Genomic DNA, 24,696 nt, shown 5'->3' on the forward strand with positions numbered 1-24,696 from the left:
AAAAACACAAATATAGCGAAATTCGATATTGATTTTGGTATAAAAAATAATCTTCAAATAAATGCAATATTGTCTTTCGGGATTCTTGTTTTCAGTATTAAAATCCTTCTCCATCATTAAAATAGAAAGTTTCTGATTTACGTCCCAATCCAAAATTAACAATAAAATTGGTTAGGGTATTTTTGTCCAATAAAACTCTTAAACCAATTCCAATTGCAGGCTGAATTGATTCGAATAATTCTAGGTTATTGTCAACAGAACTGGCTGTCGTTGCATTGGCAAAAACCGTTCCGCTGATCATTTGATTTTTGGTAATTGGAAATCGATATTCGCTTTCAAAATACATTAGGTTTGTTCCCCTGAAAAGTCCTTGAGTGTATCCTTTTCCACTTCGGCTATTTTGATCCCAACCAATAGCGGGCTGATTTAAATAAGGTTGTCTTCCGCTTGTCAAAAATTGTCCGTACGCCCAAAAAGCAATTACGTGTTGTTTGTTTGTTTTACTTATGGGGATAAAGTACCTGCTTTCAAGTAATAATGTAGAGTTACTTTGTTTGTTAGGATCAGATTGTGGATTGTATCGAAAGTTGGCATTTAGGTATAATCCATTGTTAGTATTGATCAAGTTGTCTCTGGCATCATAAATCAAGTTTAAGCTAAATCCATTTACAGTATAATTTTTGTTACTGAATCCATATTTTTTAGAATAGTTGTAATGATAGGTTAATTTACCATTTTCGACATCTAAATTTTTGTCATTTATATTGGAATAACTGTCAATATGAATGCCTAATCCAATAAAAAAAGACTCGAAGATATTGTAAGAAACCGTTTCATGAAATTTAAAGTAATTGTAATTCATAGGTTGCTCTATGGTGGAGTAATTAAAGTCTTTGAATTCTGCGCCCCATGGAATAATATCGGTTCCTAAGCCATAATTGGATTGAGAAAAAACATAGTATCTAAAATCTCCACTAAAGAAGAATTTGTCATTATTGATATACATATTGTTTTTCAAATAAGTCAAAATTTGTTTTTGTGAACTATAGGAAGCACCTCCTGATAGTAAAGAGATTTTGTTTTCGGGCTTTATTTTAAAACTGAATTGACTTATAAATCCAAGTGTAAAACCATTTGCAGGTTGATAGCCTAATGTTGGAAATGCTATTAGGTTTGTTTTGGAATCGACTTTGCTTATTTTAAGAGTATCTTCTTTAGTAAATAAATCAACAATGGATCGTAGTTTTTGTTTTATTTCGATACCTTTTTTTTCTTCCTGAGCAATCGAAGTTTGTAAATAAAAAAGCAAAAAAAGAAATAGAAATAAGGTTTTCGATTTCGAGTTATTTGTAAAATTCATACTGAAGACATTTTTTTTGCGCCAAAACAATTTAATTTCTTATTCGGATCTAATTTTAAAATTTATTAATAGTATTGGTTATGATTATTTTCAAAATGAAAAACAAAGTTTTTTAAGCTCAAAAAAAGTGTTTTGTTTTTTTAATAAACATAGCATTCAAGTTAAAAGAAATGTGTTTTTCAGATTTTTAAATGTTATAAAGCTTCTGTTTTTATATGACAAATAAATTTTCAGGAATAAAAGTAAAGGGTTATAATAAAATATAAAACTAAGTAAAATTTCTCACAGTTGATTAATTGTATAAATAAAAGTCTTTTTTAACTGTTTTATTTTATGATTTGAAACAAAGTCCAAAAAATAAAAGCCACATTAGAATCAATTCTGATGTAGCTTTTAGTCAATTTAGTAAAGTATTATTGTTAGTTTACAGAAATTAATTTAACTTCAAATATAAGTACAGAACCTCCAGGGATTCCTCTATTGTCATAACTTCCATATCCTAGATGAGAGGGAATCAAAAGGATGCCATTTCCACCGGTCTTAAAATAAGGTATGCCTTCAGTCCAACCTTTTATGACTTGATTAAGGCCAAAAGAAATTCCTGCAGTATTACTTTGGTCAAATACAGTTCCATTCGTGTAATACCCTTTGTAGGCCACGGTAACATTGGATGTTGTAGTAGGTTGAGTGCCAGTTCCAGGTTCTTTAATTATATAATACAATCCAGTTTTGCTTTTTTGTGCGGTTAAATTATTTTTGGCAAGGTAATCCGTTATTTCTTTGTCGTTTTTGGCAGTGTAATCTACTTGAGCTTCATCGTCTTTAGAGCATGAAATGAAAAATGTAAAGGCAAGTAATGCTGTAATAAAGTGTTTCATGTTTAAGTTTTTTTTTTAATGGGCAAATATAATAAAATCAATGTGTTTTTTTGTTTAAGAATTATTCTCAATATTTTGTTCTCAAATCAAATGCTTTTAGGTTAATTCATACACCTGTTTTAATTTGTTAAAATACTAACATTCAATTATTAAATTTAAAATATCCATATTAAAAAAGTTTAGGGTATGATCATTTTATTTACTTCTTACAGTTTTTAATTGTTGAATTTTAAAATATAAAGTTATGTCACAAAAGATTCTTGTTGCAAATTACAGCTATAACGTTTCTTGTGAAGAATTTGAAAGTATGGCTTCGGAGTTAGGTCCTGCATTTGCAGATGTGCCTGGATGTCTTTGGAAAATTTGGTTGATAGTGATAAAAAAGAAGCAGGAGCAGTTTATACCATTACCGAATACAAAATAGCCCAGTCTACTCGATCTTTTTCTCCAATACTTTCTCAAAAAATAATTCCGTAGCAAAGGCTATGCAATGATTTTTTTCGTTGTCTTGAAAAAAAACAACTTCGCATCTTTAGACTATTTTATAATAGGTAATGGTATTATTTATTTAAAGATGATGAGTCTTTGCAAAATTTTATAGCTAATCCATTAGTTGCGTCAGTTCTTTCTCATCCAGCATTAAGTAGTTTTGATTTAAAAGAAAGGGATATTCTTAAACCCAGAATCCGCATTAGACTTCGTAGCGAAACTGAATTATTCAATAAAAGCTAGAGCTCACGGACTATTTTTGAAGATGTAATACTTTTGTATTTTGAATTTAAAAATGGGAGTAAGTTTGTGGTTTTGAAGAAAAATTTAGTTATAGTAGATTTCTAATGCGGAATCTGGGTTAAAGAGGTTAGTAAAGTAACTCGCGCACCTTTGCAGTAATTTATTATTATATAAAAAAACCACAGCAAAATTAAATTCTGTTGTGGTTTTAAATATTATTTTAAAAAAGTATCAAATAACGAAAACTGCTACTGAATACTAATTTACCCTTCCATTTTCGCACTCAATTCAAACCATCGCTCTTCTTTACTTTCAATTTTCTTGATGATGTTTTCGAGTTCTTTGGCTTTCTTTTCAATGTCGGTATCGGCTACTTTTCCATCCGAAAATAACGCTTCGATTTTGGTTTTGTCAATTTCCAAATCCTTGATTTCTCTCTCAAGTTTCTGAAATTCTTTTTGCTCGTTGAAAGTCAAATTTCCAGTCGGATTGTTTTGCTTCCATTCTTTTTTCTCTGTTTTGTTGTCTTCTTTCTGGGCAACATCGGCACTGTCTTCGTAGGCTCTAAAATCCGAATAGTTTCCTGGAAAATTCTCAATCTCACCTTGACCTCTAAAAACAAATAAATTGTCCACAATTTTGTCCATAAAGTACCTGTCGTGCGACACTACAAGCAAGCAGCCTGGGTAATCCATCAAGAAACTTTCCAGTACATTTAAGGTTACAATATCTAAATCATTGGTTGGCTCATCCAGAATCAAGAAATTTGGATTCTGAATTAAAACGGTACATAAATACAAACGTTTCAATTCACCACCACTCAATTTTTCTACATAATCGTATTGTTTTTTGGCATCAAAAAGAAAACGTTCCAACAATTGCGAAGCCGAGATGATTTTCCCTTTTGTCAACGGAATAAATTCTCCGTATTCTTTAATCACATCAATGACACGTTGACCTGGTTTTGGATTAATTCCACTTTGAGTATAATAACCCACTTTTATGGTTTCTCCAACTACTACTTTTCCACTATCTAGCGGAATAGTTCCTGTCAAAAGATTCAAGAAAGTAGATTTTCCAGTTCCGTTTTTACCAATAATTCCAATACGTTCACCACGTTGAAAATCAAAACTGAAATTATCCAAAATCACGTGATCCTTGAATTTTTTGGAGATTTTGTGAAGCTCAATAATCTTGCTTCCCATGCGCTCCATATTAATTTCGAGTTCAACAACGTTTTCACGACGGCGACTTTGTGCTTTTTCCTTTATATCATAGAAATCATCTTGACGCGATTTACTCTTACAAGTACGCGCTTTGGGTTGGCGACGCATCCATTCCAATTCTTTTACAAATAAGTTTTGAGCTTTGTCTACACTAGAATTTTCAGAGGCAATGCGTTCTTCTTTTTTCTCCAAATAATAGGAATAATTTCCTTTGTATTGGTATATTTTTCCGTTGTCCAGTTCAATGATTTCATTACAAACGCGCTCCAAGAAGAAACGGTCGTGCGTTACCATAAACAACGTAATGTTTTCTTTGGCAAAATAACTCTCCAACCATTCAATCATTTCCAAATCCAAATGATTCGTTGGCTCATCTAGAATTAATAAATCGGGACGGTTGATCAAAATGATGGCCAGTGACAAACGTTTTTTCTGTCCACCCGAAAGATTTTTTACTTTCAATTTAAAGTCTTCCAACTTCAATTTAAACAAAATTTGCTTGTATTGCGTTTCAAAATCCCAAGCATTGTGTTGGTCCATTCCGTCAAAAGCTTTTTGATAGGCTTCTTCATCTTCGGGGTTTTCCAATGCTTTTTCGTAGGCTTCAATAACTTTCAAAGTCTCGTTATCCGAAGCAAAAATACTTTCCTCAATCGTTAATTCATCTTGCAATTTATTGTCTTGCGACAAAAAAGCCATTCGAATGCTTTTTCTAAGCACAACTTGTCCAGTGTCCGGCTCGTCAAAACCATTAATAATGTTCATTATAGTGGTTTTACCCGAACCATTTTTGGCGATAAAGGCAATTTTTTGATCTTTGTTGATTCCAAAGGAAATGTCTTTGAACAGCGTACGCTCCCCAAAAGATTTTGATATATTCTCTACTGATAAGTAATTCACAAGGCTAATTTTTTGGCAAAAGTAAGCTATTATAGCACTAAATGCGAATTGTTTATTTGTAACTATTCCGCTTGCATCAAATTCAATTTAGAATATAAAGAAAAAAAGACACGAATTTCACGAATTAGCACGAATTTGGATACCGTAATTATTTCACGAATCTGCCAAAGTCAATGAATTAGTGCAATTTTTTAGCAACCATTACAATTCGTGCAATTCGTGTAAACCTTTTTAATAGTTCAATTTCAAAAACATACTCAAATCAATCGAATGTATTTGATGTGGAGTGTTTACAAAAGGCTTTTTTACAGTAGCTTCTTTAGTCAAATAAAATATTTTTCCATCTTCGGTAGCAATTCCTTCAACTTGATGAAAGGGAAGTTTTATTTTAATTTTTCGTTTATTCCCGGCTGAAAAATCATTGTTTTTATAATCAAATAATAGGTACACAAACGGCAGAAGCATTTTTGAATATCCACACAAAACAATGCTTTTTTTATTGGGTATTGTAGTTGCACCCGTTACCAATCCTTGCACATTAAGCGTTTCTTTGAGTTGAGCAATGTGCTTCCCGGGATTTTTTGTTAAAGAATACACACTCGTTTTCTCACTGGTCCATTGTTTGGTAAACAAATAAATACTGTCCTGTAAAACCACAAATGCCTCACAGTCAAAATCGGTTGTATTTGCTTTCTGAATATTGAAATCCGTTTGGTTTTCATACGAAAAAACAATAGTGTCAATTATAGATACGTTTTCCAAAACCGATTTTTTGTCTATTCTTAAAATCTGCAAATCTTGTCGATTTCCTTTGTAATTGTTACCAAAATCACCAATATAGAGATACAAACTATCCTGCGAAATTTCCTCCCAGTCATTGTTTTTCACTCCTTGCAGTGTAATTTTCTTCTGGATTTTTCCTTTTTTGTCTAGTCCATGAAGAGTAGTATCGTGATCGTCATTTTGTGTCCATAATAAACCATCAAAAGCAATCAAACCCGAAGTTTCCGTAATGGAATCGCTTAATTTTTCTGTAAAAATCGCTTTTACTTTTGCGGAAGCGTACTCACAATTGCCATTGTTATCGGTGGCTTTTGGATCAAAATTTTTTGCCAAACGATCCGTACAGCCCAGAATTTGGGCATAAGAGCCAGTTACTGTTAGTAAGAAAAGTAGAATCGTTTTTTGCATCACAGTATTCAAATAGAAATCAAAAGCAAGGTATTAAACAATTCTATATTAAAATGGTTTTGGAGCGAATTATTGGGTTTTTTAGGAGGCATCGTTCCCGCTATCCGTTATATCTTTTTTTATACATAACCCTGTCGGGATTATATATAAAAAAAGGATGCCACTTCTATCGGGGCTCAAGAGGTTTTATTGTTTTGTATTTGGAAATTCAACTGAATTTAAAAAATAATGTTGCTTGAAATTTTGTATTATGAAGCATTCTTCTTTTGACTTAAATGAACTTATAGGGTTTTAATTTTTTCCTTATATTTGAAAAGTTAATAGTTGTTCCTTTCCTTAAGATCAATCAAAAAAATGAGTTTCAAAAAGCAAAATTCACTTCTTTTATATGTCTTTTTTATTTCTATTTCTTGTTTTTCACAAAAAATAGATTTCAAAAGTAAAGATCTAGATGGAAAGCAAATTTTTAATCATATTTTTATAAAAAAGGATTCACTCCAGAAAAAAGTAAGGAATAGTAAAATAGGGTTTTCATTGATACCCTCTCCTGACTTAAAAAGTTCTGAAGGTGGACTTGTATTGTCATTTGTAACTACTTTTTTTCTAGACAAAAATCACGAATCAACAAAAATGTCCGAAGTCTATTTTACCCCGACAACGAGTTTTACTGGGCAATATTCATTTCCTATTCAATCCTATATTTATACCAAAGAAAACAAATACAATTTCATAGGCGATTATCGGTTTTTAATTTATCCGCAATTTACTTATGGTTTAGGAGGGAATAGTACTGTCGATCCACAATCTGAAGTGTATTACCAACAAATTCGGTTTTATCAATTTGTTAGTCGAAAAATAAAAGGAGATTTTCGTTTGGGATTGGGTTTCCAATTGGATAATTATAAAAATATTTCAGAAACATCGCAAATTGCAGAACCAACCGATTTTAATTTATTCCAAGAAGGAGATTACTCCAACGAACTCTCCTCAGGTATAGCATTTCAAGCTTTGTATGATTCTCGAAAAAATATTTTGAATCCCACTCAAGGCTATTATTTCGAGGCTGATTACCGTATTAATTCTAGAATTTTCGGTAGTGATACGCATTGGAAATCAATATATATAGACGGACGAAAATACCATTCGTTTAGCAAAACCCGTCACAAAGTTTTGGCAACCAGAGTTTTTTATTGGGCAGTTTTTGATGGAAAATCCCATTATTTGGATCTGCCAAGTATTGGTTGGGATCGCTACGGCAAAACAGGTCGTGGATTTACCCGCAACCGCTACCGTAGCAATTCTTTATTGTATTTTGAAACCGAATACCGCACCGACATTACCCAAAACGGTTTCCTTGGAGCTGTTTTTTATAGTAATATTTCATCGGTTTCTGATTTGGATACCTATCGTTTTGATAACTGGACACCTGCGATAGGAGTAGGTCTAAGGATAAAATGGAACAAAATGAATAATTGTAATCTAGTTGGAGATTTTGGCATCAGCAAAGATGATTGGACTTTTAGATTGGGACTTTCGGAGAATTTTTAATTTTATTTGATCAATATTGTTTTGGTATCCATTTTTTCGCTGTTGAAAATAGAAGATTTATTTTGTACATTTGATAGTCAAAAAACAGATAATGAATTCAAATCATAAAAAAGACAAATCCATCGAAAATCTTCCAAAAGTAGAGGAGAGTTCTACTATGTATAAGTCTAAGATCGATTTAGAAAAAGAGAACCCTGATATGGATTGGGATAATCTTCCAGAAATACTGCAACAATTACTTGAAAAAGGTATAAAACAGTGTGAAGAGGGACAAACAAAACCGCACGCGCAGGTTATGGCAGAAATGAAAGCAAGATTTAATTTAAAAAATTAATGTTTGAAATTCATTGGACAACTTTAGCGGAAGAAACTTTTGCAGAAGAAGGATATTTCATTTTAAGAAAATGGAGTATTGATGAAGTCGAAAATTTTTCAATATTAGTGTAAGATTATATAGATTGTCTCAACAAGAATCCAACTATTGGTGTTTTTATTTCCAAATACAATGTATATTCAATTGTAATTTCCAAACAAACAACTTTGTATTACAGGATTCTAGAAGATAAAAATCAAATAGATTTAATTTTGTTTTGGAACAACAAAAGAAATCCAAAAGAACTTCTAAAGCTAATGTAGTTAAATTGTGAATTATTTTCGGCTTTCAAAGGTTGATTTATTTTGTACATTTGAATCTCAAAAATGGTATGTAGTGAGTAGCGATAAAAAAAATAATCATCAAAACAAAAAATCGGATTCACTTCAAGAACCGATGACTATCTATGGAAATGCAGATGGTTCTGTTTTAAATGAATCCCAAAAAATGAATCCTATTCTGGAGCAATTAATTGAAAAAAGTATTCAAGATGCTAAAGAAGGAAAAGGAATTTCTCACGAAGAAATGATGAGGCGAATAAAAGTAAAATATTCATTTGTAAAATGAGTTATAGTTTTAAATGGCAACCAAATTCAGAATACAAATATTTTGAAGAAGTTGATTTTATTTTACTTAAATGGAATAACTCTAAAAATCCGGCAGACTTAATTAAGTTGCTATAATTTTTATTTTTAATGCAACTATCCGTCATTATTCTCAATTACAATGTCCGTTATTTTTTGGAAGGCTGTGTGCTAAGTGTTGAAAGCGCTTTGCAAAACATAGACTCCGAAATTATTGTAGTCGATAATAACTCTTCCGATGGCAGTTGCGAGATGATGAAATCTCGTTTCCCAAATATCAAACTCATTCGAAACAATCAAAATGTAGGTTTCCCGAAAGGGAATAATATAGGTGTAGTCGAAGCCAAAGGAGAATACATCTGTATTCTAAATCCAGACACCGTCGTTGCAGAAGATACGTTTGAAAAAGTATTGGCTTTTGCCAAAAAACAAAACAATCTTGGAATTATAGGAGTAAAACTCATCGACGGAACAGGTAATTTCCTGCCCGAAAGTAAAAGAGGAATTCCAACGCCGTGGGTTGCTTTTACTAAAATTTGCAGTTTGTATAAATTCTTTCCAAAATCTAAATATTTTAATCAATACTATGCTCAGCATTTATCTGAAAATGAAACGGGTGAAGTAGAAATTTTAGTTGGCGCTTTTATGTTCTTGAAAAAAGAACTGTACAATGAGGTTGGGGGGTTTGATGAAGCTTGTTTTATGTATTCGGACGATATTGATTTGTCTTATATGGTTTTGCAAAAAGGAAAGATGAATTATTATTTTCACGAAACAACTGTAATACATTATAAAGGAGAAAGTACAATAAAGGATGGAACTTATATGAAACGTTTTCAAGATGCGATGGAGTTTTTCTATAAAAAACATTTCAAGGTTTCTTTACTTTTCTCTGTATTTATGAAAATTGGAATTGTATTTTTTTCTATAATCAAAAGAGTTCAAGGGCGAGAAAAAATCAAAAGTGTTCCCGAAAACTTTTTGCTATTATCCGCCTCTGAAGAATTGGTGAAAATAATAGCGTTACTTGTCCAAAAAAAGGTTGATTTTCTCGATTGGAAATCAGAAAAAGAGGTAAATTTGTCATCAAATTCAATGAAAAAAGGGATGCAAATTATTATGGATAATGAGTTCGTTTCCTTTAAAGAATGCATTAAAATTCATAAAAGGTTTAAAAATAAAGAGATTACCTTTAGAATTATACCTAAAAACGCAGATTTTATCATTGGAAGTGATTCTTCTAACGATAGAGGGGAGGTTTTAAAAATCAAGTAAAAATTACATTTAGTGTAATTTATATTGATATTATTCATTAATTTCGCAAACTGAAAACCAAAATCACCTTTTAGATTAATAATATGGCAAGATTCGAATTAAAGCTTCCTAAAATGGGAGAAAGCGTTGCAGAAGCAACCATCACAAATTGGTTAAAAGAAGTTGGCGACAAAATCGAAGCGGATGAAGCCGTTTTGGAAATTGCCACCGACAAAGTAGATTCTGAAGTCCCATCTGAGGTTTCGGGTGTTCTTGTCGAAAAATTATTTGGCAAAGATGATTTAGTTCAAGTAGGACAAACCATTGCTATTATTGAAACAGAAGGTGAGAATACAGAGGCGCCAAGTATTGAAGTTACATCTGCTATTGTTGAAGAAATTCAAAAAACGGTTGAGGTAGCCAAAGAATCGGTTGCTACTCCTATTAGTTTTTCTGAAAGTGATAAATTCTTTTCGCCATTAGTAAAAAACATTGCAAAAGAAGAAGGAATTTCTTTAGGTGAATTAGTAAACATAAATGGTTCTGGAAAAGAAGGACGCGTTACCAAAGAAGATATATTAAATTACGTAAAAAATAGAGGAACCCAGCCTGCAATTGAGGTGGCAACTCCAGTCAAAGCAGTTGAAACTCCAAAAACTGCTGTAGCTACTCCGTCACAAAAGGTTTCTCCTATTTCTGTAAGTGGAGGAGATGAAATTGTAGAAATGGACAGAATGACCAAACTTGTTGCTGGATATATGGTGGCTTCTGTTCAAACATCGGCTCACGTACAGTCGTTTGTTGAGGTAGACGTGACAAACATTGTAAAATGGAGAGAGAAAAATAAAACTATTTTTGAGAAACGTGAGGGTGAGAAATTGACGTACACGCCAATTTTTATGGAAGCAGTGGCCAAAGCATTAAAGGATTTTCCTGATATGAATGTCTCAGTCGATGGTGATTTTATTATAAAAAAGAAAAATATAAACCTTGGAATGGCAGCTTCATTGCCAAACGGAAATCTAATCGTTCCAGTTATAAAAAACGCAGACCAATTGAATTTGGTTGGTATGGCAAAAGCGGTAAACGACTTAGGAAACCGTGCAAAAGCAGGAAAACTTAAACCAGACGATACTCAAGGAGGAACTTATACTGTAACCAATGTTGGGACTTTTGGAAGTGTTTTTGGTACACCAATTTTGAATCAACCTCAAGTGGGGATTATGGCTCTTGGCGCAATTCGTAAAATGCCAGCAGTTATCGAAACTCCAGATGGTGATTTCATAGGGATTCGTCAAAAAATGTTTTTATCGCACAGTTATGATCACCGTGTGGTTAATGGTGCGCTTGGTGGAAACTTTGTAAAGCGTGTTGCCGAGTATCTTGAAGCATTTGATGTAAATAGAGATTATTAATTAGGTTTCTAAAATTATATGAAATAACCCTTTCAGTCTTTTGATGTCTGAAAGGGTTTTGTTTTTTAGGGCTTAGTGACTTTGTGTCTTTGTGTTGAAATAAATTAGTAATACTCGTGGTTAACATTTATATTTGTACCAATTCAAATACAAAAAATGGAACTCAAACTCAATAAACCAATTTGTTTTTTCGACCTTGAAACTACAGGAATAGACATCGGAAAAGACAGAATTGTTGAAATATCAGTTTTTAAAGTTTTTCCCAACGGAAATAAAGAAAGTAAAACGTGGTTGGTCAATCCAACGATTCCAATTCCGCCTCAATCGACAGCAATTCATGGAATAAGTGATGAAAAAGTAGCAAATGAACCAACTTTTAATCAGTTAGCATCGCAAGTCTACGCTATGATTAAAGATAGCGATTTGGCAGGATTCAATTCAGATCGTTTTGATATTCCGTTGTTAGCTGAAGAATTATTGCGTGCTGGAGTAGATTTTGATATGAAAGGAAGGGTTTCTGTAGATGTTCAAACTGTTTTCCACAAAATGGAAGAGCGTACCTTAAGCGCTGCTTTGAAATTTTACTGTGGTAAAGGCTTGGAAAATGCCCATTCAGCAGAAGCAGATACTATGGCGACTTACGAAATTCTAAAAGCGCAATTGGATCGTTACCCTGAATTGGAAAATGACATGAAATCTTTATCTGAGTTTACGACCCGAAAAAAAATTGCGGATTTTGCAGGAATGATTGCATTTGATGCTGATAATGAAGAGATTTTTACCTTTGGAAAACACAAAGGTGTCAAAGTAGATAAGATTTTAGAATCAGAGCCCGGATATTTTAGTTGGATTCAGAATGCTGATTTCCCGCTTTATACCAAGAAAGTTTTGACAGCTATTAAATTACGAAAACTAAATACGAAGTAAGTCACTAAGATGCTAAGTTTCTAAGATTCTAAGTAACTTAGAAACTTAGAAACTTAGAAACTTAGAAACTCAAGAAAAAATGAAAATAATCTGCATTGGTAGAAATTACGCCAACCATATAGAAGAATTAAAAAACGAAAGACCTGCTGAGCCTGTGGTTTTTATGAAACCAGATTCTGCAGTTTTGTTAAAACAACATCCTTTTGTGATTCCAGAATTTTCTGAGGATATTCATCACGAAATTGAACTGATTGTTAAAATTAGCAAAGTAGGGAAATATATAGAGCCTAAATTTGCCCATAAATACTATGATGAAATCAGTGTAGGGATCGATTTTACGGCACGTGATTTGCAGGCAAAGCTGAAAGAAAAAGGGTTGCCTTGGGAAAAAGCCAAAGCATTTGACGGTTCGGCAGTTATTGGAGAATTTTTGCCTAAAAGTCAGTTTGTTTCATTAGAAAATATTACATTTGAATTAACGAACAATAATAGTACGGTTCAAAAAGGGAATTCTGAGATGATGTTGTGGAATATTGACGAGTTAGTATCCTACGTTTCTCAGTTTTTTACTTTAAAGATTGGGGATATTATTTTTACGGGAACACCAGAAGGAGTTGCTGCGGTAAAGCCAGATGATGTTTTAGAAGGATTTTTAGAAGGACAAAAACTATTTAGAATACAAGTAAAATAATGGCTTTAAAATACAACCTAGCAAAAGTGTACGCACTTTCAGATAATGATCCAGAATTTGTGAATGAAATTTTGAATTTATTTGTTACTGAAGTTCCTGAAGATTTGGCACAAATTGGAGAAGGAATTAAGAAGAAGGATCATAAACACACTTATGCCTTTGCACATAAATTGAAGCCGACACTTGATTTGTTGGGTCTGAATGTAGCATTTGAAGAAATACTTCAAATAGAAGCTTGGACCAAAGCCGAGGGAAAAAAGAAAGAAATCATTGAAACGTACAAAAGTGTTAAGACTCAAGTGAAAGATGCTATAAAAGAATTGAAAAAAGACTTTGATCTTTAATTCTTAATTATTTTTTTTATATTTTAATAAAAAACTACTTAAAATTTTAATCTTTAAACGCTCCAAAAAGTGTGTTTAAAAGGTTGAGATTTTTTTTATGCGAAAATTCGAGATTTTGACAGTTTTTAAGAAGAATGCACAGCAAATTGAATTTTAAAGGGTTTTGGAGCGAAATATCTGGTGTTTTCAAGAGGTATGGATTCTCGCCATCATTCCAATCTTTTGTAGAGACGGGTTTTAAACCCGTCTCTACAAAAGGATTTTCCCTTCTGTCGGGGCTGAAAAGCAATAATTAGGAATTTTTGGAAATATTAATAGGAATATGAAAAAATAGGGCTATTTATGCAATCAATTAAATTGCTTTCTTCATTAGTGATTCACTTTGTAAAAAAGTAATTTTCATGTCCGTTCTCAAAAAGCACAAGAATTAAATAACTAAAGTATTTAGAAATGAAAGCAACCATAATTACCATAGGAGATGAGATTTTAATTGGTCAAATTGTAGATACAAATTCTGCATTTATAGCAAAATCATTAGATAAAATTGGTGTTGAGATTAATGAAATTATTTCAATCAGTGATGATAAAAAACACATTTTGGAGACTTTTTCAAAACTTCAAAACACCGTAGATTTAGTTGTGATTACTGGAGGTCTTGGGCCGACAAAAGATGATGTTACCAAGAAAACATTCTGTGATTATTTTGAAGATAAATTGGTGGAAGATAAGTTTGTTTTGGCGCATGTTACTCAATTGATAGAAGGATATTTTAAAAGAAAAATAACTCAGTTGAATATAGATCAGGCACTTGTGCCTTCAAAGTGTACTGTGTTGCATAACAAAATGGGTACAGCGCCTGGAATGTGGATGAAAAAAGAAAATACAGTTTTTGTATCACTTCCCGGGGTCCCCTATGAGATGAAATATTTGATTGAAAATGAAATTATTCCAAAAGTGGTCCAAGAGTATTCGCGTCCATATATTATTCACAAAACGATTCTTACTTATGGTCAAGGTGAAAGCTTAGTTGCAGAACGGATTGAAGAGTGGGAGAATAGTTTACCAGAGTTTTTAAAATTGGCCTATTTGCCAAGCCCAGGAAAAGTCCGTTTGCGGCTTTCGGCTAGAGGTGTTGACAAAGTTGTGTTGGAAAACTCACTTGAAGCCTATGTCGAAACTTTGGACGCTATTATCCATGACATAATTGTTGGGTTTGAAGAAGAAGATACAATTGAAGTTGTTGTTGGTCGAATGTTGACAAAATACAATCAAACCATTTCTACTGCAGAGAGTTGCACGGGAGGTAAAATTGCTGAGACATTGACCGCAATTCCAGGTGCTTCAAAGTATTTTAAAGGGAGTGTTGTCTCATATGCGACTGAGGTTAAGATCAATGTTCTTGGGATATCCGAAAGTTTGATAAACGAGCATACTGTGGTGAGTGAAGCCGTTGCAAAAGCAATGGCTTTGAGTGTAAAGAGTTTAATGAAAACGGATTATGCAATTGCTACAACGGGTAATGCTGGACCCTCAATAGGAGAGGCAGAATCCAAAGTTGGAACGGTATTTATTGCGTTGGCTACGCCGAATGAAGTTATAGTTGAAGAGTATAATTTTGGTCAACCCCGTGAAAAAGTGATAGATAGAGCTGTGGTTAAGAGCCTTGAAATGTTGCAGAAAGAATTTTTAAAAAAAGAGCGTTAATTATTTTGGTTTATAGGTTTATTTTTCTTTTCTTTGCACCCTGATTTTAGATAACGATAAAAGATAAGTATAATGTCAAGAGTTTGTGACCTTACAGGTAAAAGAGCGATGGTAGGAAATAACGTTTCTCACGCTATGAACAAAACTAAGAGAAAATTTTCTGTGAACTTAGTTAAAAAGCGTTTTTATCTTCCAGAAGAAGATAGATGGATTACTCTTAGAGTAGCAGCATCTACGATAAAAACAATTAATAAAAATGGAATCGCTGCAGTTTTGAAAAAAGCGCAGTCAGAAGGATTTATTAAATAATCTTTTCCAAAATAAACAAATAGCAAGATGGCAAAGAAAGGGAATAGAATCCAGGTAATTTTAGAATGTACTGAACACAAAACAACAGGTGTTGCAGGAACTTCTAGATACATAACAACAAAGAACAAAAAAAATACTCCAGACAGATTAGAGATTAAAAAATTTAATCCAATCTTGAAAAGAGTAACTGTTCACAAAGAAATTAAATAATAATTAGAGATTTTAATAAAGATCTCAAATGGTCACATTTGTAGATTTTATTGAATTTCAAATAACATTTGAATCATGGCAAAGAAAACCGTAGCATCGTTACAAACATCTTCTAAGAGATTATCAAAAGCCATTAAAATGGTGAAATCTCCAGTAACTGGGGCATATACATTCGTTGAATCTATTATGACTCCTGAAGCAGTTGATGAATTCTTGAAAAAGAAATAATTAACTATTACATTTTATAGAAAAGCTACTTTCATTCGGAAGTAGCTTTTTTATTTTCTATATTTACAATTCGAAATTAAAATCGCTTTTTTGAGAGAGTAAGTAAAGCATTTGTTGTTGTTTTACTGTATTTTTCTTGTTTAAGTTGACAAATGTAAATTCAAAAAATCGTAAAAATCCATTTTACATGAGCTTTTTTAAAAAAATATTCTCATCAGAGAAAAAAGATCCTATACTAAGCGAACAAGCAAAGCAAACGTTGGATAAAGGTTTAGAGAAAACAAAAACTTCTTTTTTTTCCAAGTTATCCAAAGCGGTAGCAGGAAAATCAAAAGTAGACGATGAGGTTTTAGATAATTTAGAAGAAATCCTAGTTTCTTCGGATGTTGGGGTAAATACTACTTTAAAAATAATTACTCGAATTGAAAAAAGAGTTGAAGAAGACAAATATCTCGGAACTGAAGAACTCAATCTAATTTTGAGGGAAGAAATTGCAGGGTTATTGTCTGAAACTAATTCTGGTGAAGCAACAGAATTTGTGATTCCTATTAATACCAAACCCTATGTTTTAATGGTGGTTGGTGTAAACGGTGTGGGGAAAACAACTACAATTGGAAAGCTTGCTTATCAATTCAAGAAAGCGGGTTTTAATGTAGTTCTTGGCGCTGCCGATACTTTTCGTGCTGCTGCTATTGATCAATTGCAAATTTGGGCGGATAGAGTAGGTATTCCTATCGTTCGTCAAGAAATGGGAAGTGATCCTGCTTCGGTGGCTTTTGACACCTTGCAATCGGCGGTGGCTCAAAATGCAGATATTGTTATTATTGATACAGCAGGTCGTTTGCACAATAAGATTAACTTAATGAACGAACTCTCAAAAGTGAAACGTGTTATGCAAAAAGTGGTTGGCGATGCACCTCACGATGTAATGCTTGTTTTGGATGGATCTACAGGACAAAACGCATTTGAGCAAGCCAAACAATTTACAGCAGCAACTGAAGTTTCTTGCTTAGCCGTTACTAAATTAGACGGTACAGCCAAAGGTGGTGTTGTTATCGGAATTTCGGATCAATTTCAAATTCCGGTGAAGTATATTGGAGTGGGTGAAGGAATTGAAGATTTGCAGGTCTTTAATAAATACGAGTTTGTAGATAGTTTTTTTAAATAATAGATAGTTCATGAATTTTTCTTCACTAAAGAACACGAATCCAATATACTTCTACTTTGTAAGTATTGTTGCTTTTGTACTGGCAAACCTCATTAGAACCACCAGTGTCAGTTTGTATTATGGATTATTGATTGTTGGTTTGGTCTTTTTCTTTCTGGGATTGATGAGAAGGATTAAGAAGTAGGTAACTACATTTAGAAAGTTATAAAGAATAAAAAGTGTAGCGGTGTCTCGTAATTTCTTAATTACGAAACACCGCTAATTATTTGAAGACTTTTTCTAATGACTTTGGTAAGTATAAATGTTTTTTTTTATCCAAATAGGTCTGCGTAAAGATTTCGGGATTGCGTAGCAAGGGGTAGTTTGTGAAATTAAAGTCCTAGATTTTTCTTTAGAATAGATAAATCAATAGCAGTAAAATCAGTTTTATTATAAATAGAACTCAATAGTATTTCTTTTAGGTTGACTTCAATTATAGTTTCATAAGTTATAATTCTACCGCCACCGCTAGAACCTTTGCCTTTGGATTTTATTTTTAGATTTATTTTTCTAAAACCGTTTCCTAAATCAGTTGATAGTTCTAATTCTTTTTCTATATTGTCTAATAAATATTGAATATCAGATTTTAAGGAAGGGAATTTTTTGGCTAACGGCTTAAATTCTTTTTTAAAGTTTTCGTGAACAGTTACTTTATAATTCATCTAAAAAAGATTGAGCTGATTGGTATTGTTTTTCACTGCCATTCTCTCTAATATCTTCAGCTACTTTTTTTAAGTTATTTAGATATTTTTTTTCTTTTAGGCTTAATTCATTTGTATTGGGTATTCCAAGGCTTGAATCTATAGTTATTCCTTTACTTCCAGCATCAGTGAGCATTTTTACCAATTCAAGGACAACTTTTCCTGCTTTGGTTTTTTCATTTATATTTAGCGTTGTCATAATTTTACTTTTATAATAACAAATATACAAAATACTAGCAGTCATGTTCTTTTGATATCCTGAAAATTACTGCAAGCTCTTGAAAATCATTTTTTAGTATGTAAAAATGATCTTTACCCTACTGATACAAAGCACTTATTTTTGTCCAAAGCATTTCATCGAAATCGGATAGGGCTAGATTTACATTGTCAGCTGCATCTCCCATTCGGATGACGACCATCTTTTTGCTGGGAACAATATAGATTTTCTGGTCATTTTTACCCAAAGCCATAAACATATCGCTTGGTGCAGTTGGGATAATACTTCCTTGAAAAGTAGCCTGTGATTGAGGTAAATGATAATTGGCTTTTCCGTTCAGCCACCATAAGTAGCCGTAGCCCAAGTTGATGTTTTGAGAGGTGTTGGTTGCCTCGTTGAAATAGCTTTCGTTTAAGATTGCATTATTTTCCCATTTCCCTCTATTGTACATGAGTAAGCCGAAACGGGCCATACTTCTAGTAGTACTTGCATAAACGACATTGTTTCCAGATTGAAACCAAGAGCCGTCCATGCCAATTTTGTTTCTTAGTTTGGTATTGAAATAAGTACTCCAGGATTGCCCGCAAGCTTGTGCGATTACATCTTGCAGTTTTACATATACGTTATGATACGCCCAACGCGTACCTGCGTCGGCGGTGTAGGTGAGCGCTGCGGGTGAAACATCATCGGTGGTGTCGTCTAGACCCGATGTCATAGTCAGTAAATTTTTGCAGGTAATTAGGTTTTCTTTGGCAATAGGTGCGCTTGTCCAACCCGTTCCTATGTATTGAGATACTTTGTTGTTAATGCTGATCAAGTTTTCTTGTTGCGCAATTCCGGTCATTGTTGCTGTTAATGTCTTGCCAGCGCTGGCCCAATACCAATTGGTTGCAGCATTATGTGAGTTAAAATAATTTTCCATCACAATTCGACCGTTGACCAAAATAATAAACCCTTTGGAATGTTTAAGGTTTAAAAAATCCAATAAAGGTTGAACAGCTGATTGTTTCCATCCTAGGCTTTCTATGGATTTGGTTTCCCAGGTTGTGCCAGTTAAAGGTGGGAAATATACTGTTTCTGTTGGTGTAGGAGCTGGTTCAGTGCTATCGGAAGAGCAATTGATGCATAAAATAGCTAAAACGAATAAAAGTATTGATTTAGACATGGTTGTAAAAGTTAGTTTTGGGTAAGACCAAAAATATGTAAAATAGTTTAAAGAGAAATTGTTTTTTTATTTTCTTTGGTTTTTTAAAGTTTAACTTTGTGGTTTTAACTAAAGATGTTGACAATCGGAATGCCCTAGCCCAGATGGAAGCGGTATCCTTTTTAAGTCTTTTTTTTAGACTTAAAAAGATACAAGTGAACAGCTGGAAATAGCTCCTGCCTTCGACACATCGGCTTCGCTCAGTGTAGGCTCAGCTCAGGATGACAACTTCATTTGTTTGTAATGACAAAATAATTATTCTATGAAAAAAGTATTTGGTATTTTATTGGTAGCCCTTTTATTGGTTGGGTGTAAACAAAAAATTACTCCTGCAGATTTAGCCAAAATCAATGGCTATTGGGAAATTGAAAAAGTGGTTTTGGAGGATGGAAATGAGAAGAAATACGTTATGAATGAGTCGTTTGATTATTTTCGAATTGATAAAATAAGTACGGGAATCAGGAAGAAAGTGATGCCACAATTGGATGGAACTTTTTTGGTAAACGAAACTTTTGAAAATGTGAAAATACGCTTTTCAGACGATCAAATCTTTTTGGATTACAGTACGCCGTACATGAAATGGAGTGAGGAAATCCTGGCATTGACGGATAAAGAACTGGTGGTTTTGAATGCGGAAAAAAAAGAATATCATTATAAAAAAACGGGACCAATCAACTTAAACGAAAATGGCAAAAAGACTAAATAATCAAAGTTCGGTTGGGGATATTTTGAAGCAAATTATTGAAGTGAACAAATTGCAACCCGGAATGGACCAAATTGACGTGAAGGATGCTTGGCGCAATTTGATGGGGAACGGGGTAAACAGCTATACCAATAATGTAGTTTTGAAAGGATCTACGCTATATGTGGAGCTAACTTCGGCGGTGTTACGCGAGGAATTAAGTCATGGTAAATCCAAGATTATAAAAATGATAAATGAGGAATTGAGAAGAGATGTGGTGCGGGATGTGGTTCTCCGATAGACATCTTAGATTTTTGGATTGTTAGATTGTTAGATTGTTAGAATTTTAGATTGTTGGATTGTTAGAATTTTAGAATTTTAGAATGTTGGACTATTGGATTTTTTGACTCGGATAATATTTAGATTTCTTTTTATAAAACTCTAAAAACAAACAAACCCCACTTAACGTCTAAGTGGGGTTTGTTTTTATCTAAAAGTCTAGTAGTCTAAAAATCTACGAAGTCTAAAATTAGAACTGCTCTCTTCCTGCAAAATGAAAAGCGCCTTCGATAGCAGCATTTTCGTCGCTATCTGAACCGTGAACCGCATTTTCTCCGATAGAAGTTGCGTATGCTTTACGGATAGTTCCTTCAGCAGCTTCAGCTGGGTTTGTAGCACCAATTAAAGTTCTGAAATCTTCAACTGCATTTTCTTTTTCTAAAATAGCAGCAACAATTGGTCCTCTTGACATAAATTCTACTAATTCTCCGTAGAAAGGTCTTGCTGCGTGAACTGCGTAAAATGCTTGAGCATCTGCAATCGTTAATTGTGTCAATTTCAAAGAAACGATTTTGAAACCACCGTTTGTAATCATTGCCAATATGTTTCCGATGTGTCCGTTTTGAACTGCATCAGGCTTAATCATTGTAAAAGTTCTATTAGTCGCCATTTTTTCTGTGTTTTAAAATTTTGTGCAAAAATATACTTTTTTTATCGAATGATTTTATCAAATTGTCAATTTAATGGTAAAAACGTGGTATTAATGTGTTTTTTCTTTTTTTTGGTTCTACCACGAATTGTGTGGATAAAAAAGTTTGACACAAATTATACGAATTAACACAAATTATATAAATCCAAAAAATTGAATTACACTAAATTCTATAACGATACGTTTTGTAAATGACTAACTTTTAAACTTTAAAGTACATTTTCTTATTATAGAAATACGCCAACAGAATCGACCACAAACTCACATAAAGAATTGCAAAGACTAATGAAGCCGTCATTTGATTATTAAAAAAAGGTTGTACTCCAAACGCATACAAATAGTCCAAAAGATTGATTTGTTGGGTTGGTATATTCGGATTTGGAAACGAAATTGCAACAAAAGCTTGCGGAATAATTTCGGAGAGAAAGAATACAATCATAGGATTTACTCCCCAAATCAGGAACAATTTGGTTCCTTTTTTGTAATCCGCAATGTCGATGCAATAGTATAAAATGGCTAAGACCAATGTTGCTAATCCTGCAGTGTACAAAACGTAGGAACTGGTCCAAAGCGCTTTGTTTATTGGGAAAATGATATTCCAAAGTTGTCCAGTTACAATAAGTGCGATTGCTATTACGGCCATCTTTTTAGCCTTTTCTATCTTTAGTATTGGACTGTTAAGCAATTGTCCGATTAGTAAACCAATTATACCGGTTGCAATGGCTGGAATTGTGCTTAGTATTCCTTCAGGATCCCAAGTATTGGTTACTTCCCACATATGTCCTTTTAACAAAAGATTGTCGACCCAGGCAGCTAAATTGGTGCCTTTTTCTAGGTTTGTTATTTCAAAACTTGGTGCTGGTATTAACGTAATAATTGCCCAATAACCTAGTAATATTGAGATGGCAACCCATAATTGTGTTTTTTGAGTCGTTTTGAGATACAAAAGCGAGGCAATGAAATACACAATCCCGATGCGTTGCAACACGCCCGGAAGCCTCACAATTTTATAAGCTTCGATACCGCCATAAGCTAAGATTAAATAGATTGCAAAAATAGAAACTGCCAAGTATGTTTTTAGTTTTGCATTGAAATTCCCCATTAATGCATAGCCAACTCCAGCGGTTATGATTAAGCGACCAAATACTAATGGAATGCCTTCCAATCCGAAGAGTTGAATTTTACCGAAAAAGTTGAAAAAGATACCCAAACATATCATTCGCAACGAACGGGTAAATATTTTGTTAAATGTGGTTTTATCATAAGTTTTGGTTGGCATTGCAAATGAAATAGCCACTCCCATAATGAAAATAAAGAATGGAAAAACCAAATCAGTTGGAGTACAACCATGCCATTCGGAGTGAAGTAATGGAGGATAAACCGTTGCCCAGCTTCCGGGGTTGTTGACAATGGTCATTAATAAAATAGTTAATCCTCTAAAAACATCAAGCGAAATAAGGCGGTCTTTGGTCATTGGTTTGGGGGTTAGTTTTTAAAAGTTTAAAAGTTTTAGATTTTTTTTTAAACCATTAAGACATTAAGTTTATTAAGAAAAATTACAAATCTTAATTTTCTTAATGTCTTAATGGTTCAAGATTTTTAAAAAATATATTTTAAATGTTTTGAGTTTCGATATAAACATGATAAATATCTTTTATTCTAAAGTAATTATATTAAAATTTTGTGCTAAAGGTTTGAGTTGACTCATTATTTGTGGAATCAAGCGTTCACCATTTTCTAGATAAAATTCCGAGAAATTGGCTTGACGTTCCTGTAGGCTTTGGTTAGGGAACAATTCGTTTTGCAAGTCAATAACGCGTTGCAATTCATCGTGATATTTTCTTTTTTGAGCAATAAGCAATTTTTTTTCAAGATTGTTTAATCCTTTGATTTGTTTAACTTCTTGTGCTTTTACAGCGCCTAAAAACGATTTGTCCGTATGATTAGCGAGTTCCAACAGTGCCTCAAATTGTTTTTTTAATGCTTCTTTTTGCTCGGTGAAATCAATCGGGAAATCGGATAATTTTTGAGTAATTCGATTGACTAAATTGGCTTGTTTCGAAAACAAATCAGACCAAGTCAGGTTTAGTTTATCGGCTTTCTTGTTTTGCTTTTCGGTTGCCAAAAGCACCGAGTTTCGCAATAATAATATCGGGAAAGTTACTTTTGCAGAAGCAAAAAATGATTGTAGTTCCAACCAATACGCAATTTCTCCACCTCCGCCAATATAGCAAAGATTGGGTAGAATAACTTCTTGGTACAATGGACGCATGATGACATTGGGACTGAATTTCTCTGGATTGCTTTCTAATAGTGCCAGAATTTCAGTTTCGGTGAATTCTATTTTGGTATGATTGACTTTGTATACATTGTTTTCGAAAATAATTCGTTCGCGTAAATTGTCTTCAATGTAGAATAAATTGATTTCGCGTGGATTCACCTGAACAAAATAATCATTCATTTTTGATATAGTTTCGGTAACTGCCTTGAAAGAAGATTGGTGTAGCAATTCGTCCTTTATATACGGAATAAAAGAACGTTTCAAATCTTGATGATCTGCATCCAAAATTACCAATCCCGAGGAACCAAAAAGTGCGTTGGCCAAATATCTAGTGGCATCGGCTAAGTTATCATGTTTGAGATAAGAATCTTCAAAAAGTTTTTTGATGGTGTTGGCATTAGTGCTAGAACCTATTTCTAGTGCATATATTTCTAAAAATTCAGCTAAACCCTCGGTAGATAATCTCCCGACAGGTCCCGTACTTTCTTTGTTCCATCTGAATTTTTTTCCTTTGAAATTGAAATAGTTTATTTCCTCAAAATCGTGGTCTTCAGTCGCCATCCAATAAACAGGAACGAAATTATAATCTGGATATTTCGCTTTTAATTCTTTGGTTAAATTAATAGTCGAAATTATTTTATACAAAAAATATAAGGGTCCGCTGAACAAATTGAGCTGATGTCCTGTGGTAATGGTGAAAGTGTTTGAATCGTTTAAAAGTTCAATATGGTTTAATGTTTCTGCAGAAACGTTTAATTGAACGTATTGATTTTTTAAAACGCTAACTAAAGTTTGTCTTTTTAAATTGCCATTGTCATTGCCATTGTCATTGAAATTGTTCTTTTTCTCTTCGATTTGTGCTTCAAAGTTTTCAAGAGTAGGAAAGCGATGGTATAAAGAAGCTAATTCTGGTTTTTGATATAAATAATCATTCATCAAAGGAGAAAAATACCCGGAATTTTGATAGCTGATACAGTCGGTTGGCATATTGTTTTTATTTGATGCTAAAGTAACAAAAATATTGCAAGAGATTGTTTAAATGTTTTCTTTTGAAGTACAACTTTATCTTGAATTCATGAATATTTAGTAGAGATAGTAAGATGTAAATTAGTCTCTTTTTTTATCTGATCTTTAAACAAATTAAAACTAATTCAACTAACAGTATTAAAATGAAAAAGCAACTCAAATTGAGTTGCTTTTCTTTAAATATAATTGAAGCTAAAAGCCTTACGTGTAACTTTGCTCAGTAATGAAAAAGAAAACTATTAGTATTACTGCCATAATCAGCATCCTATAAATTGATGATTTAAACATTGTTGTACCATTGATTTTATCATCTCTTCTCTGTTTAATAAGGTTAGAAATCATAAATGGAATCATTATTGTTATCGATCCGTATAAATAATATCTATAATACTCACTATATTCGTTTGAAATGAATACAAGAAGTAGTCCCCATAGGGGGATAATAACATTTATCGGTGTAATATATTTCTTTATCATTTTATTTTCTTTTTTGAACTTACTATTCCAAAATGGAGT

General features: G+C 33.0%; 26 protein-coding genes. 16 read left to right on the forward strand and 10 right to left on the reverse strand.

Features of this window, described 5'->3' with window-relative positions; all coding sequences use genetic code 11:
* Positions 1-97 precede the first annotated feature (97 nt).
* Positions 98-1,360 (reverse strand): BamA/TamA family outer membrane protein, encoded by a 1,263-nt coding sequence (locus AC8GF4_RS06350; RefSeq protein ID WP_506593411.1) that lies wholly within the window; start codon positions 1,358-1,360, stop codon positions 98-100.
* Between the two features lie 419 nt (positions 1,361-1,779).
* The gene (locus AC8GF4_RS06355; RefSeq protein ID WP_506593412.1) at positions 1,780-2,238 is read right to left on the reverse strand and encodes an FKBP-type peptidyl-prolyl cis-trans isomerase; all 459 of its coding nucleotides are present in this window, start codon (positions 2,236-2,238) and stop codon (positions 1,780-1,782) included.
* Positions 2,239-2,482: 244 nt separating this feature from the next.
* On the opposite strand from AC8GF4_RS06355, the gene AC8GF4_RS06360 reads away from it, so the two are divergent.
* Complete coding sequence (locus AC8GF4_RS06360) at positions 2,483-2,662, forward strand: hypothetical protein (protein ID WP_506593413.1); 180 nt, start codon at positions 2,483-2,485, stop codon at positions 2,660-2,662.
* Positions 2,663-3,233: 571 nt separating this feature from the next.
* Here the strand turns inward: AC8GF4_RS06360 and AC8GF4_RS06365 are convergent.
* The gene (locus tag AC8GF4_RS06365; RefSeq protein ID WP_506593414.1) at positions 3,234-5,096 is read right to left on the reverse strand and encodes an ABC-F family ATP-binding cassette domain-containing protein; all 1,863 of its coding nucleotides are present in this window, start codon (positions 5,094-5,096) and stop codon (positions 3,234-3,236) included.
* A 231-nt stretch (positions 5,097-5,327) separates the two neighbouring features.
* A complete protein-coding gene (locus AC8GF4_RS06370) occupies positions 5,328-6,287 on the reverse strand; it encodes a T9SS C-terminal target domain-containing protein (RefSeq protein ID WP_506593415.1) in 960 nt (319 codons plus the stop codon).
* 354 nt (positions 6,288-6,641) lie between these two features.
* Here AC8GF4_RS06370 and AC8GF4_RS06375 point away from each other — a divergent pair, with 354 nt between their 5' ends.
* From AC8GF4_RS06375 to ftsY, 13 genes are all read left to right on the forward strand, one after another.
* Positions 6,642-7,835, forward strand: coding sequence for a BamA/TamA family outer membrane protein (locus AC8GF4_RS06375; protein WP_506593416.1), 1,194 nt, complete (start codon positions 6,642-6,644; stop codon positions 7,833-7,835).
* 91 nt (positions 7,836-7,926) lie between these two features.
* Positions 7,927-8,169: a hypothetical protein gene (locus AC8GF4_RS06380; protein ID WP_506593417.1), complete on the forward strand. Its 243-nt coding sequence runs from the start codon at positions 7,927-7,929 to the stop codon at positions 8,167-8,169.
* Positions 8,170-8,544: 375 nt separating this feature from the next.
* On the forward strand, positions 8,545-8,775 hold the full coding sequence (locus tag AC8GF4_RS06385; RefSeq protein ID WP_506593418.1) for a hypothetical protein: 231 nt from the start codon (positions 8,545-8,547) through the stop codon (positions 8,773-8,775).
* 128 nt (positions 8,776-8,903) lie between these two features.
* Positions 8,904-10,067, forward strand: a complete 1,164-nt coding sequence (locus AC8GF4_RS06390) for a glycosyltransferase family 2 protein (RefSeq protein WP_506593419.1) — start codon at positions 8,904-8,906, stop codon at positions 10,065-10,067.
* Positions 10,068-10,150: 83 nt separating this feature from the next.
* Positions 10,151-11,461 (forward strand): dihydrolipoamide acetyltransferase family protein, encoded by a 1,311-nt coding sequence (locus tag AC8GF4_RS06395; protein ID WP_506593420.1) that lies wholly within the window; start codon positions 10,151-10,153, stop codon positions 11,459-11,461.
* Positions 11,462-11,617: 156 nt separating this feature from the next.
* On the forward strand, positions 11,618-12,388 hold the full coding sequence (locus tag AC8GF4_RS06400) for an exonuclease domain-containing protein (RefSeq protein ID WP_506593421.1): 771 nt from the start codon (positions 11,618-11,620) through the stop codon (positions 12,386-12,388).
* Between the two features lie 79 nt (positions 12,389-12,467).
* Positions 12,468-13,079, forward strand: coding sequence for a fumarylacetoacetate hydrolase family protein (locus tag AC8GF4_RS06405; RefSeq protein ID WP_506593422.1), 612 nt, complete (start codon positions 12,468-12,470; stop codon positions 13,077-13,079).
* Complete coding sequence (locus AC8GF4_RS06410) at positions 13,079-13,423, forward strand: Hpt domain-containing protein (protein ID WP_506593423.1); 345 nt, start codon at positions 13,079-13,081, stop codon at positions 13,421-13,423. Before AC8GF4_RS06405 ends, AC8GF4_RS06410 begins: the two co-directional genes overlap by 1 nt.
* Positions 13,424-13,873: 450 nt before the next feature.
* Positions 13,874-15,127, forward strand: a complete 1,254-nt coding sequence (locus AC8GF4_RS06415) for a CinA family nicotinamide mononucleotide deamidase-related protein (protein WP_506593424.1) — start codon at positions 13,874-13,876, stop codon at positions 15,125-15,127.
* Positions 15,128-15,199: 72 nt separating this feature from the next.
* Positions 15,200-15,436, forward strand: a complete 237-nt coding sequence (gene rpmB, locus AC8GF4_RS06420) for a 50S ribosomal protein L28 (protein WP_024980263.1) — start codon at positions 15,200-15,202, stop codon at positions 15,434-15,436.
* A gap of 27 nt (positions 15,437-15,463) precedes the next feature.
* Positions 15,464-15,646 carry a 50S ribosomal protein L33 gene (gene rpmG / locus AC8GF4_RS06425; RefSeq protein WP_007805817.1) on the forward strand — a complete coding sequence of 61 codons (183 nt, stop codon included), beginning with the start codon at positions 15,464-15,466 and terminating at the stop codon, positions 15,644-15,646.
* Between the two features lie 75 nt (positions 15,647-15,721).
* Positions 15,722-15,874, forward strand: a complete 153-nt coding sequence (locus tag AC8GF4_RS06430; RefSeq protein WP_143386768.1) for a DUF4295 domain-containing protein — start codon at positions 15,722-15,724, stop codon at positions 15,872-15,874.
* A 187-nt stretch (positions 15,875-16,061) separates the two neighbouring features.
* Positions 16,062-17,042: a signal recognition particle-docking protein FtsY gene (gene ftsY, locus AC8GF4_RS06435; protein ID WP_506593425.1), complete on the forward strand. Its 981-nt coding sequence runs from the start codon at positions 16,062-16,064 to the stop codon at positions 17,040-17,042.
* A 371-nt stretch (positions 17,043-17,413) separates the two neighbouring features.
* Here ftsY and AC8GF4_RS06440 read toward each other — a convergent pair whose 3' ends face one another.
* The 3 genes from AC8GF4_RS06440 to AC8GF4_RS06450 form a co-directional block, all read right to left on the reverse strand.
* Entirely contained in the window at positions 17,414-17,743 is a 330-nt protein-coding gene (locus AC8GF4_RS06440; protein WP_506593426.1) for a toxin, read from the reverse strand.
* A complete protein-coding gene (locus AC8GF4_RS06445; protein ID WP_506593427.1) occupies positions 17,733-17,981 on the reverse strand; it encodes a hypothetical protein in 249 nt (82 codons plus the stop codon). Before AC8GF4_RS06445 ends, AC8GF4_RS06440 begins: the two co-directional genes overlap by 11 nt.
* Positions 17,982-18,099: 118 nt before the next feature.
* The gene (locus AC8GF4_RS06450) at positions 18,100-19,164 is read right to left on the reverse strand and encodes a serine hydrolase domain-containing protein (RefSeq protein WP_506593428.1); all 1,065 of its coding nucleotides are present in this window, start codon (positions 19,162-19,164) and stop codon (positions 18,100-18,102) included.
* Positions 19,165-19,465: 301 nt separating this feature from the next.
* Here AC8GF4_RS06450 and AC8GF4_RS06455 point away from each other — a divergent pair, with 301 nt between their 5' ends.
* Together AC8GF4_RS06455 and AC8GF4_RS06460 are read left to right on the forward strand one after the other, a co-directional pair.
* Complete coding sequence (locus AC8GF4_RS06455; RefSeq protein WP_506593429.1) at positions 19,466-19,909, forward strand: lipocalin family protein; 444 nt, start codon at positions 19,466-19,468, stop codon at positions 19,907-19,909.
* Positions 19,890-20,186, forward strand: a complete 297-nt coding sequence (locus AC8GF4_RS06460; protein ID WP_281324162.1) for a DciA family protein — start codon at positions 19,890-19,892, stop codon at positions 20,184-20,186. The genes AC8GF4_RS06455 and AC8GF4_RS06460 overlap by 20 nt, the downstream gene beginning before the upstream one ends.
* A gap of 228 nt (positions 20,187-20,414) precedes the next feature.
* On the opposite strand, the gene AC8GF4_RS06465 is transcribed toward AC8GF4_RS06460, so the two are convergent.
* From AC8GF4_RS06465 to bshC, 3 genes are all read right to left on the reverse strand, one after another.
* Positions 20,415-20,834, reverse strand: a complete 420-nt coding sequence (locus tag AC8GF4_RS06465; RefSeq protein ID WP_506593430.1) for a nucleoside-diphosphate kinase — start codon at positions 20,832-20,834, stop codon at positions 20,415-20,417.
* Positions 20,835-21,075: 241 nt separating this feature from the next.
* Positions 21,076-22,347, reverse strand: a complete 1,272-nt coding sequence (locus AC8GF4_RS06470; protein WP_506593431.1) for an acyltransferase family protein — start codon at positions 22,345-22,347, stop codon at positions 21,076-21,078.
* Positions 22,348-22,527: 180 nt separating this feature from the next.
* Positions 22,528-24,141: a bacillithiol biosynthesis cysteine-adding enzyme BshC gene (gene bshC / locus AC8GF4_RS06475; protein WP_506593432.1), complete on the reverse strand. Its 1,614-nt coding sequence runs from the start codon at positions 24,139-24,141 to the stop codon at positions 22,528-22,530.
* Between the last annotated feature and the right edge of the window lie 555 nt (positions 24,142-24,696).

This window comes from Flavobacterium rarum (SeqCode) (assembly GCF_965234445.1).
Lineage (GTDB): Bacteria > Bacteroidota > Bacteroidia > Flavobacteriales > Flavobacteriaceae > Flavobacterium > Flavobacterium rarum.